This is a genomic window from Anaerocolumna xylanovorans DSM 12503 (assembly GCF_900143645.1).
GTDB lineage: Bacteria > Bacillota > Clostridia > Lachnospirales > Lachnospiraceae > Anaerocolumna > Anaerocolumna xylanovorans.
The window spans coordinates 80335-99442 of sequence record NZ_FRFD01000015.1 but is presented as its reverse complement, the minus strand read 5'-3'; the positions used below and the strand labels follow the sequence as shown (position 1 = coordinate 99442).

Annotated in this window: 11 protein-coding genes; 10 read left to right on the top strand and 1 reads right to left on the bottom strand. The window is 39.0% G+C overall.

Annotation, left to right across the window (positions count from 1 at the left end):
- The first annotated feature begins 67 nt into the window (after positions 1–67).
- From BUF11_RS21705 to malQ (BUF11_RS25085), 7 genes are all read left to right on the top strand, one after another.
- Entirely contained in the window at positions 68–1153 is a 1086-nt protein-coding gene (locus BUF11_RS21705; RefSeq protein ID WP_073590977.1) for a response regulator transcription factor, read from the top strand.
- A 123-nt stretch (positions 1154–1276) separates the two neighbouring features.
- Positions 1277–2167, top strand: a complete 891-nt coding sequence (locus tag BUF11_RS21700; RefSeq protein ID WP_073590976.1) for an ABC transporter permease — start codon at positions 1277–1279, stop codon at positions 2165–2167.
- A gap of 21 nt (positions 2168–2188) precedes the next feature.
- Positions 2189–3073, top strand: coding sequence for a carbohydrate ABC transporter permease (locus BUF11_RS21695; protein WP_073590975.1), 885 nt, complete (start codon positions 2189–2191; stop codon positions 3071–3073).
- Positions 3074–3116: 43 nt separating this feature from the next.
- A complete protein-coding gene (locus BUF11_RS21690; RefSeq protein ID WP_073590974.1) occupies positions 3117–4862 on the top strand; it encodes an extracellular solute-binding protein in 1746 nt (581 codons plus the stop codon).
- A gap of 101 nt (positions 4863–4963) precedes the next feature.
- Complete coding sequence (locus BUF11_RS21685; protein ID WP_073590973.1) at positions 4964–6289, top strand: alpha-amylase family glycosyl hydrolase; 1326 nt, start codon at positions 4964–4966, stop codon at positions 6287–6289.
- 14 nt (positions 6290–6303) lie between these two features.
- Entirely contained in the window at positions 6304–8352 is a 2049-nt protein-coding gene (locus tag BUF11_RS21680; RefSeq protein ID WP_073590972.1) for a methyl-accepting chemotaxis protein, read from the top strand.
- Positions 8353–8431: 79 nt separating this feature from the next.
- Positions 8432–12199, top strand: coding sequence for a 4-alpha-glucanotransferase (gene malQ, locus BUF11_RS25085; protein WP_073590971.1), 3768 nt, complete (start codon positions 8432–8434; stop codon positions 12197–12199).
- Positions 12200–12292: 93 nt separating this feature from the next.
- Here the strand turns inward: malQ (BUF11_RS25085) and BUF11_RS21670 are convergent, their stop codons facing one another.
- Complete coding sequence (locus BUF11_RS21670) at positions 12293–13306, bottom strand: LacI family DNA-binding transcriptional regulator (protein ID WP_073591004.1); 1014 nt, start codon at positions 13304–13306, stop codon at positions 12293–12295.
- 470 nt (positions 13307–13776) lie between these two features.
- On the opposite strand from BUF11_RS21670, the gene malQ (BUF11_RS21665) reads away from it, so the two are divergent.
- From malQ (BUF11_RS21665) to BUF11_RS21655, 3 genes are all read left to right on the top strand, one after another.
- Positions 13777–15279 carry a 4-alpha-glucanotransferase gene (malQ, locus tag BUF11_RS21665; RefSeq protein WP_073591003.1) on the top strand — a complete coding sequence of 501 codons (1503 nt, stop codon included), beginning with the start codon at positions 13777–13779 and terminating at the stop codon, positions 15277–15279.
- Between the two features lie 17 nt (positions 15280–15296).
- Complete coding sequence (locus BUF11_RS21660; protein ID WP_073590970.1) at positions 15297–17639, top strand: glycogen/starch/alpha-glucan phosphorylase; 2343 nt, start codon at positions 15297–15299, stop codon at positions 17637–17639.
- 82 nt (positions 17640–17721) lie between these two features.
- On the top strand, positions 17722–19023 hold the full coding sequence (locus BUF11_RS21655; protein WP_073590969.1) for an extracellular solute-binding protein: 1302 nt from the start codon (positions 17722–17724) through the stop codon (positions 19021–19023).
- Positions 19024–19108 lie beyond the last annotated feature (85 nt).

Sequence of the window (19108 nt, the reverse complement as noted above, 5' to 3'; positions counted from 1 at the left end):
CCGTTTTTTCAACTACATATTCAGGAGTACCAAATGGAAGATTTGATACTCACGAAAGGAGTTAAGAATGATTAAAGTATTGGTGGTTGATGATGATAAATTAGCAAGAAAAGGGATAATCTCATTGATTCATGAAGGACAGTATAATATGCAGGTAATCGGTGATGTTCAAAACGGAAGGGCGGCATTGAATTTTTTGGAAAAAGAAAGGGCGGATTTGGTATTTGCCGATATTGATATGCCGGAAATAACCGGTTTGGAATTAATGCAGATCTGCAAAGAAAAATATCCCGATATGCAATTTGTAGTCTTAACTTTTTATGAGGAATTCCAATATGTTCAACAGGCATTAAGACTGGGGGCAATTGATTATATCTCGAAATTCCGTATGGAAAGCGAGAATTGTGAAGAACTGTTAAACCGGATTAGGGTTACTTCAGAGCGAAGAATTAAAAATAGCAAGAAGATATCAGTAAAACCGGTGCTGGAAACGGAGAAAGAGGATTTGACGGAAGAACAATGGAAGGCCCTGGTGAGGGGATGGAAACAGATGTATTGGATCTATGATGAAGATAACTATCGCAGATTGCTGGAAAATATAAAAGTGCAGGTTATTCCCCTTCGTAAGTTAGAACATCTAATCATAAGTCTGATACAAACAATTGAGACGGAAATAGGAAAGGAAAGTACAGTTATACCAATATTTGAAGAAATAACGGAGGCCTTTACCTGGTTGGATGAATGGCGTAAAGAATTATTTAATTGGGCGTGTGAGCAGGAGAATCTTGATAAAATGCCAATTTGCATCCTAAAAGTAATTGACTACATCCGAAACAATATAAATCTTTCGCTGCATACCGAGATGGTAGGCGGTCTTGTTGGAATGAGCAGGAGCTATTTCAGTGTCAACTTTAAAAAACTGACCGGAAGGACGTATCATGATTTTGTACAAAAGGAACGTATGAAATGTGCCAAAGGGCTTTTAAAAGGCACGGATAAAGAAGTAGGTGCAATTGCAGTAGAGGTGGGATATGAAGACGTAAATTATTTTAACCGTATTTTTGCCGAGGAGGAGGGATGTACGCCTACAAGTTTTCGTAAAAAATGTTATAAAATCTCAGAACATAATTCAAAACAATTAAGTAAATTGTAAAATGTGCTTTAATCCTGAAACATACCGCTATATTTCTACCGGCATTTTTATGATAATTTATAACGGTAAAGAAGATTAGATTTCTTTAACATTAAGTGAGGAAAAGGGTTGGAGGACTAATTAATGCATAACAAAAAGTTTGTTAAACATTATTATTTGATGATGCTTCCGGGGTTTGTCTGGCTGATTATGTTTAGCATAGTCCCTATGTTCGGAGTTGTCATGGCATTCCAGGATTTTAATCCGGTACAGGGAATTTTCAAATCAAAGTTTGTTGGATTGGATAATTTCAGATACATGTTTATTATGAGCGATATAAAACAGGTGTTTATAAATACATTGGTAATCGCCATAGGAAAAATTATTGGTAATCTTGTGGTTCCGCTTGCTTTCGCTTTATTGCTAAGCGAATTACGGTGGAAAAGATTTGGCAGACCGATTCAGACAATTGTATATCTTCCATATTTCCTTTCATGGGTTATCTTGGGAAGCATTGTATTGAATATTTTTGCGTATACCGGACCAATTAATGAATTCCTTTCTATGTTTGGGCTAAAACCAATAAAATTTTTCGGCAGAGCTGATTTATTCAGACCGCTGATAATCGGCACAGATGTTTGGAAAAGTTTTGGATACAATGCAGTTATTTATCTTGCAGCACTTCTTGGAATTGACCCGACTCTTCACGAAGCCGCAGCGGTGGATGGTGCAGGAAGATTTAGACGTTTATTACATATAACCCTTCCGGGTATTAAATCAACTATTGTACTTCTGGCTATTTTGTCACTTGGAAATATATTAAATGCGGGATTTGAGCAGATATTCAATTTATACAATCCGGTTGTATATTCTACGGGGGATATCATAGATACGTGGGTTTACCGCGCAGGCCTTGTGGATCTGCAGTTCAGTCTTGCTACGGCAGTAGGGCTTCTGAAATCCGGAGTGAGCTTAATACTGATTGCTCTTGGCTATTGGCTTGCAGATAAATTTGCCGGATACAAGATATTCTAAGACGGAAAGGAGTGACGGGTTGTGATAGAACATCAGACATTAGGTTCGAAGATCTTTGATGTAATAAATTTAATTGTTTTAATTGTTATAACATTACTTTGTATCATTCCCCTGTGGTATATACTGTGTATTTCACTAAGTAATAAAACCGCAGTGGATGCAGGAATAGTTTCTTTCTGGCCGGTTGGATTTAATTTATTCTCTTACGAGAGGATTATGGGAGAGAAAGCGTTTTTTGTATCTTTCTGGATTTCAATCAAGAGGGTGGTCCTTGGCGGAATTGTCGGCGTAGGCTGTATCTTATTAGTTGCCTATCCATTATCCAAATCCATCAGACAATTTCCTAAAAGAAACCTCTTCATGTGGATATTGGTGTTTTGCATGCTGTTTAACGGCGGTACGGTGCCCTGGTATCTGACAATGAAAAACTATCATCTGATTGATAATATTTGGGGACTGGTCCTGGCAGGAAGCCTTCCGGTTTTCAGTGTAATTCTGGTCATGAATTTTTTCCGTAACTTACCGGGTGCTTTGGAGGAAGCGGCTTATGTGGATGGCGCAGGACCATGGAAGACATTTTTTTCTATCTTCATTCCGCTGTCGAAACCGGTTATTGCTACCATTGTGCTGTTTACGATAGTGGGACATTGGAATGAATTTTTTCAAGGATTGGTTTTAAGTACAAAGCAGGCGAACTATCCGGTTCAGACCTATATCCAGCAAATGGTGGTAACAACAGATTTCTCTACCATGAATGTGGAGCAGATTCAGCAAGCGCTTAAACTGAATAATAAATCGTTGGATGCAGCCAAGGTTTTTATTGCCATAATTCCCATCTTAATAATTTATCCGTTTTTGCAGAAGTATTTTGTTACCGGTATTACTTTGGGTTCAGTAAAAGAATGACCCAATGTAAATATAAAGTGTTTATAAAAAGAGGAGGAAAAAAATGAAACTAAGAAAAATTACGGCAACTGTATTAACTTTGGCAATGATAATTATATCATTGGCCGCCTGTGGAAAAGAAAACAACACAGACAGCAAAAACACGACTGCAGCCAATGCTGGAACGGAAGATTCCACAAAGGATGATGGAGCAGCTCCGGCAGCAACAGACACCGCTTTAACTGATCCATTTGGTAAATATGCAGACCCGGTTACCATTCATTTAGGAGCTGGACTTAATCCCAATGCAACATTTCCTGAAGGGGAAAGCATAGAAAAGAATGACTACCTTGACATGATAAAAGATACGTTTAATATTGATATTACCTATGATTGGGTTGCTTCAACCACCGATTTGGAGCAAAAGGTAAATATGTGTATAGCAAGCAATACGCTTCCTGATATTATGAATGTAAATGCAACACAATATCGTGCTATGCTAAAATATGACCAATTACAGCCGATTACAAAGGCTTTTGACAGTAATGCTTCTGATTTACTGAAAAGCTTTGTAAGCAGCGGCGGAGATGCCCTGAAGGACTTAATCTCTGTGGATGGTGAAATGATGGCAATTCCTGCCCCTGAACTTACATCTTCCAGCGTAAATACCATGTGGATCAGACAAGATTGGCTGGATGCCCTTGGCTTAGAGGTTCCAAAAACTGTTGAAGATCTGGAAAAGGTTGCGGAAAGCTTTGTAACCAAAGATCCTGATGGCAATGGTGTTGCTGACACAATCGGTATCGTAGGAGCATCTAACACAGGATTTTTAGCTAATGTAGGCCAAAACCAGTTCGGTTTTGATGCTATATTTGCTTCTTATGGTTCATTCCCCCGCTACTGGTTAAAGGATGGCAGCGGCAATGTAACTTATGGCTCTATTGCTCCTGAAACCAAGGAAGCATTGGCAAAATTAGCTGATATGTATAAGAAGGGATTAATTGATCCTGAATTATTGGTTCGCAGTGATAGTTCAGAACCTGTTTTAGCCGGTAAAGCCGGAATTTTCTTTGGTCCTTGGTGGAGTGGTTATACCGTACAGAATTCCGTACTTGAAAATCCTACTTTTGACTGGCAGGCATATGAAGTACCGTTAAACAGTGAAGGAAAATTTGTTTCCGGTATGTCAGCACCGACTAACCAGTACATAGTTGTTACTAAGAATTGCAAGAACCCGGAAGCAGCTGCTAAAATCATCAATTTATTATTAAGAGATGAAGAGAGCTGGATTGCATCAGGCTTGAAAGCAAAATTAAATCCTTCCGATGTTTATCCGTTATTTAATGTTTATGATAATGCCAATGAAATCGAAGTATCCTATGATTATCTTAAAAAATATATGAACGGTGACATAACAATGGATAGTGTTGATTTCAGTACCCATAAGTTATTGAAAAACGATATGGAAGTTATTAAGAAATTAAAGAAAGAGCCCTATGACAATTACAGTATCAAAAATTGGGATTTGACCAAGGAGGAAGCTCCTGCTAATATCGGACGTTTGATATCTATTATGGTCGGAGCCCGTCCGTTAATGGAAGATGGGTATGACAGGGTTTACAGTTTATATTACGGACAGACGGATACAATGGCTTCTAAGTGGTCTAACTTAGAAAAGCTGCAGGAAGAAACATTTGCAAAAATAGTATTAGGTCAGGCTTCTATCGACAGCTTTGACACTTTTACAAAGAATTGGCTTGCACAAGGCGGGCAGGATATTATTAATGAAGTAGCGGAAGTAGCTAAGTAAAGGCGAATTAATTTAGTTATTGCATAAATAAGAAGGGTTGTTGCAAAATAATATATTCTATTTTTTGCAGCAGCCTTTTCTATAAAAAGAGAGGTAAATTCATGGCAAGAGATACAAAAACCGGCCTAAGAAATATGGTTATGTACTCCGCGTTTATGCGAAATCACACAGAGGAAGGCACTTTTCGGGCCTTTGCAAAAGATCTTGACCGTATAAAAAGACTGGGAGTTGATATTATATGGCTGATGCCCATCCACCCGGTAGGGGAAGCAAAAAGAAAAGGAAAAGACGGAAGCCCCTATGCAATTAGTGATTACAGAAAGACCAATCCTGATTATGGGACCATGGAGGATTTTATTTTCCTGGTGGATGAGATACATAAAAGAGATATGAAATGTATTATTGATGTGGTATATAACCATACGTCACCGGATTCGTTGTTAGCGAAAAGCAATCCCGGGTATTTTTACCGGAAAGAAGACGGTAAAATGGGAAACCGGATTGGTGAGTGGACAGATGTTATAGATTTGGACTATAGCAATCCTGAATTGTGGCAGTATCAGATTGATACATTAAAGATGTGGGCCGAAATTGTGGATGGCTTCCGTTGTGATGTAGCCCCTATGGTTCCGATTGATTTTTGGAAAGAAGCAAGAGAAGAGGTAAAAAAAATAAAAGACGACTGCATATGGCTGGCAGAATCTTCACACTATAGTTTTGTTAAATATATGAGAGACCATCATATGGAATGCTCCACAGACAATGATTTATATCAAGCCTTTGATTTATGTTATGACTATGATGTGTATCCGGGCTTTGTTAAATATTTGAAAGGAAAACACGGCCTTGGTCACTACATTGAGAGTCTGATAATGCAGGAGGGAATTTATCCTGAAAATTATGTGAAACTTCGTTTTTTGGAAAACCATGATAATGAAAGACTGGCATCCCATGTTAAGGAAGAAGCAGATAGAATCAACTGGATTGCATTTTCATATTTTGAAAAAGGAACAACCCTGATATATGAAGGGGAAGAGGTGCAGGCAGAGCACAGGCCAAGTATTTTTGATAAAGATATTATTATCTGGGAAGAAGAAAAGGATATATCCGATTTAATGAAGAATCTTTACCAGATAAAACAAAATGCGTTAAGAAGTCAGGGGGTATACTCCTTAAAGGCATATGAAGAGAAGGATATTATTATTGGCCGGTATAAAGAGGAGAATGACGGTTTACTGGGTATATTCCGTGTGAAAGGCAATTGTCCGGAAGTCAGCATAGAGGCAGAGGATGGTATTTATAAAAATTTATTCGATAATCGTGAGGTACAGGTAACGAACGGAATAATAAAAACAGAAAAGTGCCCAATTATTTTTCAGGCGAAACTAAGAAAAGAAAATGATACGGAACCTTTTGAAACTGCATAGAAAAGAGGAAGTTTATGGGGGATAAACAACAAAAGAGAAAATATTTTTGGGGGATAAAAACACAGTTGTTGATTGGATTTTTGATTCCTATCGGTTTTGTAATAATGGTTGGAGCAATTTCTTATTCCAAAGCTTCTAAGGGAATGGCAGAAAATTATGAGAAATCGACTATGAAGGCTATTGATATGGCAGTAAAAAATCTGGAATTTGGATTTAAATCCATAGAAAATAATTCTCTTCAATTAACAGTCGATAGTAATAATGTCAATTATACTATTGGAAACAGCAAAAATGATCCCGTTGAGAATAATAAATTATATACAAATTTAAAAGAGACCCTTTATGCTATGCAGGTATCCAACGAATTTATTGATGGGATTCATGTTATTACAAATAAAGAGACGGATTTAGTATCTACAACAACAAAAAGGGAACCGGGGTTTTATAGTGATTTAGTGAATGGTGAGGAAGGGAAGTACTCCGTTAAAGGATTCTTTAATGGAGTTTGGCTGGATACCCATCCATTAGTTGATGAGAAATTAGAGGTATCAAAAGAGAATTATGCAATATCTTTTGTACGTAGTTTTGAGAGTAACGAAGCCTGTGTAATTATTGATGTAAGCAGTAAGTCAATAAAAGATATCCTTAAGAGTTTAGATTTGGAAAAAGGAAGTGTTACTGCTTATATTACAAAAAATGGAAGAGAGCTATTGTTAAATACAGACTTAGAGGGTTTTCAGTTTACGAATCAGGATTTTTATAAATTGGCAGTAAAAGATAAAGATTCCCAGGGTTTTAAGTATATTGATTATAAAGGGTCAAAATACCTCTTTATGTACAGCAAGAATTCTCTTGATGGTTCGGTCATATGTTCATTAGTTCCGAAAGCCTTTGTATTAGACAAAGCAAATGAAATAAAAAGAATAACGTTGTATCTTGTTATGACTGCCTGTGCGATTGCTCTGGTAGTTTGCGGGGTCGTTACGGCAGGAATAGGTACATCCATTAAAAAGATTACAAAGAAGCTTGCATTTGTATCAAAAGGTGATTTAACGGTACAAATGGATGTGAAAAAAAGAAATGAATTTGGTATATTAGCAGGGGCAGTAAAAGAAACTATTACCAATACCAGAAATCTGATCATAAAGGTTATGCAGGTAACCAGGTTAGTAGTTGCTGCTTCACAAAATGTATCGGATTCTTCTAAGGCTATGGAAAAACAAGCAAATAATATATTATCCCTTAGTACGGAAATTGACGCAGGAATTACACAGCAGGCGGAAGATATACAGGATTGCCTGGCGCAGATTGACGGATTGTCAAAAAAGATTGTGGTTGTAAAAGAAAATGTTGTTACTATGGCTGATTTGGCTGATTATACAAAGGATATGATTACTACAGGAATAGATACAACAAATAATTTAACAGGGCAATCATCCAAGGTTATGGAGGCAACTCATAACGTATCAGATGATATTAAGAAATTAGAGAAAGACTCAGTCAATATAGAGAGGCTTGTAAAAGTCATTAATGATATGGCCGAGCAGACCAATCTACTGTCTCTGAATGCTTCTATTGAAGCAGCAAGGGCGGGCGAAGCCGGAAAAGGATTTGCCGTAGTGGCAGACGAAATCCGCAAATTAGCAGAAGGCTCGGCAGGAGCTGCCAATGAAATACAAAGGGTAGTAGGTGAAATTAAAAAACAGACAATTGTTACTGTCAATACTGCCAGCGAGGCAGAGGAAATTGTAGTACAGCAAAATAATATGGTGGATTCCACAGTAGAGGTATTTAATAATATAAATAATTGCATGGAAAAACTTTTAGCTCAATTAAGAGAAGTAGGGACTCACGTTGAACACATGGATTCCGAAAGAGATAAATCCCTGGAAGCTATGGAAAATATATCCTCTGTGGCAGAAGAAACGGCAGCATCATCAGCTGTTGTTAAGGAATTCGTGTCCGGACAGTTAGAGCATGTGAATACTATGGAAGATGCAGCAAAAGAATTAAAAGATAAAACCAAGGAATTAGAAGAAGTAATTAGTTTGTTCCAAATATAGAATTATGTTATTATGAAAAACAACAGACTACATGGAAGGCTTATTAATAAACAAATTTTATAAATATTAGGAGAACTGAATGAGAGAAGCAGGAGTATTAATGCCAGTAGCTTCCGTTTCTGCCGACTATGGAGTGGGAGATTTCGGAAAGCAGACCTACGAATTTATCGACATTTTGAAGAAAAGCAATATCAGTATATGGCAGATTTTGCCCCTTAATCCTTTGGGATACGGAGAATCTCCCTATCAGCCCTATTCCTCGATGGCAGGTGATGAAATATATATTGATTTGGTGAGACTGTATGAAGAGGGGCTATTGGCAGATGTCCCGCCGGCTTTTCGAAAGACAAGCACGAAAATCAAGTACCAGGAAGTAAGAAAGTATAAAGAAAAATACTTAAAAATGGCCTTTAAAGCTTTTCTGCCGGATAAAGAGTATGAGGAATTCATAGAGCAGGAGTGGGTTTATTTATACGGCGTGTTTTTAACTTTAAAGAAGAAGAATGAATTAAAATGCTGGAATGAATGGAAAACGGAGCATAAGAACTGGATTCAGGACAGAAGATTTGATGAAACAGTATATGAGAAAGATATTCGTTATGAGATGTTTGTCCAATATGAGTTTTACCGTCAATGGATGGCGCTGAAAAGTTATGCCAATCATTCAGGAATTCAAATCATGGGGGACGTTCCGTTTTATGTGGGGATAGATTCTCTGGATGTGTGGACAAACCAGGAGGATTTCCTGCTTGATAAGGATGGACATCCGGTTTTCATTGCAGGAGTACCGCCGGATTATTTCAGCCGTACCGGGCAAAGATGGGGCAATCCAATCTATAATTGGGAGCGGATGGAAGAAAACAATTTTCACTTTTGGCTTGAAAGGTTTGGATATACCGCTAAACTATTTGATATCATCCGTATCGATCATTTTAGGGCCTTTGATACTTACTGGAAAATACCTGCTTCCTGTGATACTGCAATAGAGGGAGAGTGGCTGGAAGCTCCCGGCTATGAATTATTTGACCTTCTTCTTAAAACTTATCCGGATATTCATATTGTGGCGGAAGATTTGGGAGAAATGAGACCGCAGGTTTATGAATTAAGGGATCATTATAGCCTGAAAGGAATGAAAATCATTCAGTTTTCCTTTGACCCGCTGGAAGGAAATAATGGATTTCCCGACCGGGAAAATATGATGGTATATACGGGAACCCATGATAATGAAACAATACTTGGCTGGTTTGAAAACCAGTCCGGGCAAGTGCAAAATGAGACAGAGCTGGAGCTTTATGCTTATGGCTATGTTTCAGGCTCCATTTCCCATAAATTTATCCGTTATACGTTGGATAATCTGGCTGAAATAGCAATTATACCCGTACAGGATATACTTGAAATGGGAAATGAAGGACGTATTAATACGCCGGGTACTCTGGGGTCTCCAAACTGGGAATGGAAGCTAAGCAGCCTGGAAGAATTGCATGCACAGACGGAATTTCTGGCAGCGGCAGTAACAGAGAGCGGACGTTTTGGAGAAATCAGGAAGGTTACGGAGAAAATCAAAGATTCGGCAAGACTTCTTACAAAGCTTCTGGAGCAGCAGTTTGGAAAGACCATTGGAGCTTGTACCAGGGAAGAACTGCTTCTGGGGCTTTTAGGCATGGTAAAACGGCTGGCCGCTGACAGGACAGAAAGAGATGAGAAGCGCAAGCTCTATTATATATCCGCAGAATTTTTAATAGGCAAACTCTTATCAAATAATCTGATCAACCTTGGTATTTATGAAGATATGAGGGAACTGCTGGCAGCCTCCGGGCAGGACTTGACTGAAATAGAGGAAGCAGAACCGGAACCTTCGTTGGGAAATGGAGGACTTGGACGTCTGGCAGCCTGCTTTTTGGATTCTATAGCAACTTTGGGTCTGGCGGGTGACGGTATTGGGCTGAATTATCATTTGGGATTATTTAAACAGCATTTTAAAGATTTTCTGCAAAAAGAAGAGAAGAATCCATGGATGGAGAAAGCCTGCTGGCTGACTAAGAAGAAGAATTCCTATGAAGTGGAATTCGGAAGCTTTAAGGTAAAATCCATACTTTATAATATTGATGTAATCGGATATCAAAACAGGAATAATAAATTGCATTTGTTTGATTCGGAATTAGTGGATGAAGGCCTTGTAGAAGAAGGGATTGAGTTTGATAAAAAGGATATTAAAAAAAATCTCACTTTGTTTTTATATCCCGATGACAGTGATGAAGCAGGGCGGCAGCTGCGTATTTACCAGCAGTATTTCATGGTAAGCTGCGGAGCACAGCTTATTCTGGAAGAGTCAGTAAGACGGGGCAGCGACCTTCATGACCTGTATGAATATGCGGTAATACAGATTAATGACACCCATCCAAGCCTGGTAATTCCGGAACTGATCAGACTGCTTATAAAACGGGGAATTGCTTTGGATGAGGCAATCTCTATCGTAACGAAAACCTGTGCTTATACGAATCATACCATTTTGGCAGAAGCTTTAGAAAAATGGCCTCTGGATTATTTAAAGAAAGTGGTTCCCCAGTTAGTACCCATTATTGAAATACTGGACAACAGGGTGAGGCGGAAGTATGGCAAGGAAGAAGTAGCTATTATAGACAGCCGGGAGAGGGTACACATGGCCTCTATGGACATTCATTATGGCTTCAGCGTGAATGGTGTGGCCGCCCTGCATACGGATATTCTAAAGACGACGGAATTGAACCACTTCTATAAGCTGTATCCGGAGAAATTTAATAATAAGACCAATGGTATTACGTTTAGGCGTTGGCTGCTGCATTGCAACCGGGAGCTGGCTTTTTTTATAGAAAGCCTGATAGGAGATGGATTCCATAAGGATTCTATGGAGCTTAACAAGCTGATTCATTTCAGAAAAGAAGAAAGAGTACTTTCCAGATTATTGAATATTAAATATCAAAATAAACGAAAGCTAAAGTCCTGGTTGGAAAAGGATCAGGGAATTACAATAGATGAAAATTCTATTTTTGATATTCAGATTAAACGTCTTCATGAGTATAAGCGCCAGCAGATGAATGCTTTGTATGTCATATATAAATATCAGGAAATTAAGGACGGGAAACTGCCTGAAATACCGATAACAGTTATTTTCGGTGCAAAAGCCGCACCGGCTTATATAATTGCAAAGGATATTATTCATCTGATTCTCTGCCTTCAGGAATTAATAAATAACGATCCTCAGGTAAGCCCTTATCTGAAGGTGGTCATGGTAGAAGATTATAATGTGACGAAGGCAGAAGTGCTGATACCTGCCTGTGACATATCAGAGCAGATTTCCTTAGCTTCCAAGGAAGCCAGCGGTACGGGTAATATGAAGTTCATGCTCAATGGAGCCGTGACTTTGGGAACCTTAGACGGTGCAAATGTTGAAATCAGTGACTTGGTAGGCGGGGAGAATATTTACCTTTTTGGTGAAACCAGTGACCAGGTAATCAGGCATTATCAAAAAGCAGATTATATTTCAAAAAGATACTATCAAAAAGATGACGATATTAAGAAGGCATTAGATTTTATAATCAGTGAAAGAATGTTAGCCATCGGCCAAAAAGAAAATCTTCAGAGGCTTTACAAAGAAATCCTTAATAAGGATTGGTTTATGTCACTGCTTGACTTTAAGGATTATATAAGAGCACGGGAAGAAGCCTATACCGATTATAAAGACCGTTTAGGCTGGGCTGAAAAAATGCTGGTTAATATCAGTAAGGCCGGGTACTTCTCCTCTGACCGTACTATACGGGAATATAATGAGCAGATATGGAAACTGGATGGAGACATCAAAAGAAAGTAGATAAGTTTACCGGGTTAGTGAATAGAAAAGAAGCGGTGTAGCCTCAGGCTATGCCGCTTTTTTGTAGTCTATTAACCGTATTCCGGATTCACCTTATAGTTTTATTTCCGTTTTGCTCTTGCAGGAAGCCGTAGATTGGCGCTTAATGAATTTTGCTCTTTGAAGAAGCTTACTGATAGAGACATTGTGAATTAATCCGTCCAGCAAAAGAAAAGCACTTTTCCCAAGATCTACACGGTCTTGCCGTATGGTTGTAAGCGGGGGAGACAGATGTGAAGCAATGGGGAGGTCATCAAAGCCTATTACGCTGATGTCACCCGGAACCTTTAGTCCATGCTTTACAACCTCTGTAATAACACCGGAAGCAATCAAATCGCTGGCGCAGATAATTGCCGTAGCACCATTCTTTAAAAAGGACGGGACATGGTATTTTGCGCAGTCCGGTACATAATAACCAAATTCTATGAGATTCTCATCCGGTGTAAGACCGTGCTTTTTCATGCTGTTTATAAAAGCGCTGTAACGCTGGTCGGAAACCATAGAATTCTTGGAACCGTTAAGGAAAGCAATTTTTTTATGACCCAATTCTTTTAAATGGTCAACCGCCAGGTCGATTCCCTCGTCATTGTCCGTACCTACATATCCCACATGGTTATTTCTTTCAATGTAGTTATCCAGAAGTACTGTAGGGACAGTTGTCTTATTCAGCTGTATAACCCAATCATCATGTAAGGAAAACCCCAGAAAAAAGGCACCGCTGTAACCGTTTTTCAGCATATAGGTGTCATATTTTTCTTCTGTCTGGAGAGTCAGGCTTGACGGGACAACAGTAACTTCCCAGTGACGTCTGGCAGCAGATAATTTAAACCCCACGATGATATCATATCCGAACTGGTCGATGTTCTCATAGTCCATATTTTCAATAAATATACATACCTTGCGCGTAGTTGATGTTCTCATTTTTTTAGAAGTGTAGCCCATTTCAACAGCGGTATCCAGTACAAGCTGACGCATATCATCACTGATGTCACTTGCACCATTTAACCCCTTTGAAACAGTACTGACTGCTATTCCAAGTCTATTGGCGATGTCTTTGATTGTTGCCATTGATATATCTCTCTCCAGTTTAGTAATATTGAAGGCCTTTTTACACATAATAACAATACTCTAAGTATAAACTCCAAAATTGTACATTTCAATAGGCAATTAAGATTTGTGCATTATGATGTGTTTTGTCTGAATTTTTATACGATTTGTACATATGATATTTTGCCATTTAGAAAATATCAGAAGCAAAGAGAACTTACTTTCGAAAAAACAGGTGGAATAGCAAAAAGAAGAAGGAATTTTTGAACTATTTTCAGAGAAACAGAGGCATAAAATATGCAAGATTTTATAAAAACAAACAAAGAAAAAGGAATATTAGTAAATTAAATATAAATATTGACCATAATAATAAAAAATGATATTGACAAAACCGCATTATGATGCTAATCTATATATAGGTTTTCGAAAATTATCGAAAATATTGAAAAAGCTAATTTGCAGGATGCTTAACGGCATTGATGGGAGCAGACATGACAGAGAATAATAGTTTAAAACGAGGAGCCGGGGTGCTTATGCCGGTAAGCGCACTTCCATCACCTTACGGTATTGGTACATTGGGTGAGGAAAGCTATAAGTTCATAGAGTTTTTGAAAAAAAGCGGATTTACATACTGGCAAGTCCTTCCTGTCGGACCTACCAGCTTCGGAGACAGCCCCTACCAATCCTTTTCAGCTTTTGCAGGAAATCCTTACTTTATAGATTTGGATATACTGATAGAGGAAGAACTGCTGACCAAAGAAGAAGTCTCATCAGCTGATTGGGGAAAGAAAGAAGAAGAGATTAATTACGCCAAGATATATAATGTCCGTTTTAAAATCCTTAAGAAAGCTTTTAATAAGAGCAGGCACAAGGAAAGTAACGAGTACAGTAAATTCCTGAAGGAAAATGAATTCTGGCTCCATGATTACAGTCTTTATATGGCCTTGAAAAATCATTTTGAGAACAAAGAGTGGCAGCTTTGGGATAAAGATATTGCATTCCGTAAAAAGGAAGCCATTGAAAAATATGAAAAGCAGTTATCAGAAGAAATTGATTTCTGGAAATTTGTTCAGTATAAATTCAAAGAGCAATGGAACAAGGTAAAAAGATACGCTGCTGATAATGGAATTTCTATTATTGGAGATATTCCGTTGTATGTGGCTATGGATAGCAGTGATGTGTGGGTTAACGGAGATTTGTTTGAGTTAGACGAGAGAAAGAAACCCATTCATGTTGCGGGGGTACCGCCGGATATGTTTTCGGCAGAAGGCCAGCGCTGGGGAAATCCCTTATACCGATGGGATGTAATGGAGAAACAGGATTTTAAGTGGTGGCGGGAAAGAATGAAGAGCCTGGCAGCCCTTTATGATGTAATACGTGTTGACCATTTCATTGGAGTTGTAAACTACTATTCCATACCGGTAAGCTGCTCCACAGCAGTGGAAGGAAAATGGGAAACCGGACCCGGAAAGAAGCTTACGGATGTTTTTATGGAATCCATTGGAGATGCCAGGATTATAGCAGAGGATTTGGGAGTACTTACTCCGCCCGTAAAGAAGTTGATTAAAGAAACCGGTTTTGCCGGTATTAAGGTTTTGGAATTCGGTCTGGACGGTCCAGCGGATAATGAATACCTTCCTCACAATTTTAAAACCTCTAACATTGCGGTTTATACAGGTACACATGATAATGAAACCCTGGTGGGCTTTTTGCAGAAGAAGAGCTGGAAGGAGCTTGAGAAGCTTTTGGAATATTTCCAGGTTACCGATTTTCGGTTGTTACCGGATGCCATTATCCGGGCAGCCTACGCAAGTGTTGCGGATGCAGCTATTATACAGATGCAGGACTTTTTAAAGCTTGATAATTCCGCCAGAATGAATTTTCCTTCTACTGTGGGAGATAACTGGAAATGGCGGCTTAAGAAAGAACAATATCAGGAAATTGACTGTAAGAAACTTTATGATCTGGCTTGCCTTTATGCAAGAGTAAAATAATTATGAGGTAATTAAGAATGGAAAACAATTTCAAACAATATGTAAGTACCATACTGGAGCTGGATTACCGCAAGACCATAAAGGAAGCAGATACCACAGAGCTTTACCATGCTGTTTCCAAAGCAGTAATGCAGATGATTAAGAAGGATTGGGATAAGGATGCAGGCAGTAAGAAGGTATCCTATCTGTCCGCTGAATTCCTGGTAGGAAGACTGGTATACAGTAACCTCTTAAACAGCGGACTCTATCACACATATGCGGAAATGATGGGTGAGAACAATCTGGATATCGGAATATTTGAGGATATTGAGGATGCGGCTTTGGGTAACGGAGGTCTTGGAAGACTGGCAGCCTGTTTCCTGGATTCCGGAGCAACTCTTGGAATTCCCTTAAACGGATACGGAATACGGTATAAATACGGTTTGTTCAAGCAGTATTTTGAAGACGGTTTCCAAAAGGAGACGCCTGATGACTGGCAAAGATTTGGGGATCCATGGTCTGTCAGAAAAGAAAAGGAAAAGATAAGAATTGATTTTAAGAACCAGTCTGTATATGCAGTACCCTATGATACGCCGATTATCGGATATGGCGGAAATACTGTGAATTATTTAAGACTGTGGCAGGCTGAACCCATAGAAGAGTTTGATTTTGAGCTGTTCAACGAGCAGAAATATGATAAGGCAGTAAAGAACAGGGATGAAGCAGAGGCTATTTCAAGTCTTCTCTACCCAAATGATTCCACCGATGCCGGCAAGAAACTTCGCTTAAAGCAGCAGTATTTCTTTGCAGCCGCTTCCGTAAGAGACATGGTAAGAAGATATAAAGAAAAGCACGGCAATGATTTTGGTCATTTTCCGGAAGAATATGCAATACAGTTAAACGATACCCATCCTGTTGTGGCGATTCCGGAATTTTTAAGGATTCTGATGGAGGAAGAAAAGCTTTCCTTTGCTAAGGCATTTCGTATTGCAAGAGAAACTTTTGCCTATACAAACCACACAGTTATGGCAGAAGCACTTGAAAAATGGAGTATATCTTTATTCAGAGCGGTTATTCCAAATGTATATAAATATGTTCTGCTGTTACAAAGGGCACTGGTAAAAGAACTGAAAGCTTTTGGCAAGGTTACGGATGAAGCGCAGACGATTTACAACATTATTGACGGCAATCTGATTTATATGGCAAGGCTCGCTGTATTCGCCAGCCATTCTACCAACGGTGTTGCAGGACTTCATACCGAAATCTTAAAAAAGGATGTATTGAAGGAATGGTATGAGATTTATCCGGAGCGCTTCCAGAATAAGACCAACGGTATTACCCAGAGAAGATGGCTTGCCCTTTCCAATATGGAGCTGTCCGGCTTTATTAGCGACAAGATAGGAAATTCCTGGATTCTTAATCTGGATAACTTAAAGAAGCTGGAAGAATATAAGGATAACAAGCAGGTTATCAAGCAGTATGCAGATATCAAGCGCATCAAGAAGCAACAGCTTGCTGAATATATAAAAAAGCAGGAGAATATTGAGATTGACCCGAGTTTCATTTTTGACATTCAGGTTAAGAGGCTTCATGAATATAAGCGTCAGCTGCTCAATGCATTTTCCATCATGGATATCTATTTTGGTATCAAGGAAGGAAGCATAAAGGACTTTACTCCTACATTGTTCCTTTTTGGAGCGAAAGCAGCACCCGGATATTTCAGGGCAAAAGGAATCATTAAGTACATCAATGAGATTGCAAAGCTTATCGATTCCGACCCTGATGTAAAGGATCTGATGCAGGTGGTATTTGTCTCCAATTACAATGTGTCCTATGCGCAAAAGCTGGTACCTGCCGCAGATATTTCGGAGCAGATATCAACTGCAGGAACAGAAGCTTCGGGAACCGGCAATATGAAGTTTATGTTAAACGGGGCGGTTACTCTTGGAACCTATGATGGGGCCAATATTGAGATTGTAGAGCAGGCAGGCGAAGAGAATAATTATATCTTTGGTGCAAGGGTGGAAGAGATTGAAGCTATAAAGGACACCTATAATCCTGCTAAGATTTACAAATCCAATCCCAGAATCAAAAGAGTACTTGATACACTGACTGACGGAACCTTTGATGATGATGGTACCGGAATGTTTAAAGAGCTTTATGATGCTATTTTAAAAGGAGCAAGCTGGCATGAGCCCGACCACTATTACCTTCTGTTGGATTTCATATCCTATACGGATGCCAGATTACAGGCCAACAAGGATTACAAAGACTCCTTTGAATTCCATAGGAAGTGTTTCTTAAATACAGCGAATGCGGGAATGTTTTCCAGCGACAGAACGATTAAGGAATACGCAAAAGAAATATGGGGATTGCAGTAAACAAAGAAGAAACTTAAGGCACCAGCGCGAAAGCGTTTATGCATAGAAACAATCTATAAAATATGGGAAAGAGGTATTTAATATGAAGAAGAGCAGAAAGATTCTTACATTGCTTATGGTCATGATTCTTGTAATCGGAAGCTTAGCCGGTTGCAAAAAAGACAGCAACACAACAAATGACAAGACAACAGGTAATAACCAGAAGGAAGCTACTGATACAGCAACTCCGGAGGCTACTAATACGACACCTACAGATGTAACTCTTAAAGTATGGGCTCCTCAGGAAGAACAGGAAATCTTAAAAGAGATGTGCGAAAACTTTAAGACAGCACATCCTGAATACAATCTTACTTTTGATTACGGCGTAGTATCTGAAGCAGATGCTTCTACAGAGCTTCAGAAGGACCCCGCAGCAGGCGCAGATGTTTTCGCATTCGCATCCGACCAAACGTCCGTACTTGTAAACGCAGGTATTCTTTATCCTATTACCTTAGATGTTGATAAGATCACAGCAGATAATGCACCTGCATCCATTAAGGCAGCTACTGTAAACGATCAGATTTATGCATATCCTTTTACACCCAACTCATGGTTTATGTACTATGATAAGAGCAAATATACAGAGAAGGACGTTCTTTCTCTTGATGACATGATGGCAAAAGATTTGGGAGATAAGGTAAAGAACTTCTCCGTAGATCTTGATAATGGCTGGTATATATCCGCTTTCTTCTTTGCAAACGGCGGTACATTATTCGGACCTGACGGAACAGATCCTACCTCCTGTACTTTCAATGATGAAAAAGGCGTAGAAGTTGCTAACTACCTTATTGATTTAGCAAAGAATCCGAAGTTCCTGGATGAAGCAGATAACAATATCTTAGCAGCATTAAAGGATGGTACTTTGGCAGCAGCTTGCTCCGGTACATGGAATGCAGATACTATCAAAGAAGCTTTAGGCGATAACTATGCAGCAACCAGTCTTCCTAAGATTAAAATCAACGGAGAATACAAACAGCTTAGTAACTTTGCAGACTTTAAGTTAATCGGTGTTAATTCACAGACAAAATTTGCTGTTCCTTCTATGCAATTAGCACAGTATTTAGCTGGTGAAGAGTGCCAGAAGCTTAGATTTGAAAAGAGAAACATCGCTCCTACTAACATTAAATTAGCATCTGATCCGGATGTTCTTGCTAACCCGGCTGTAGCTGCTTTAAGTCTTCAGGCTTCCTACGCTACCTTACAGTCATCCATTCCTCAGATGGGTAACTACTGGACACCTGCACAGGCTTTCGGAGCTGAAGTCTTAAATGGTACTGTAACAAAAGATAATGCAAAACAAAAACTTGACGACATGGTTAATAGCATACTTTCATCTATTGGCTAATAAATAATATGTAAAGAAAAAGGAAGTTGGGCTGCTGCATATAGTACCTGCTATACTGTTACAGCCCGTAACTTCCCTTTTTCGC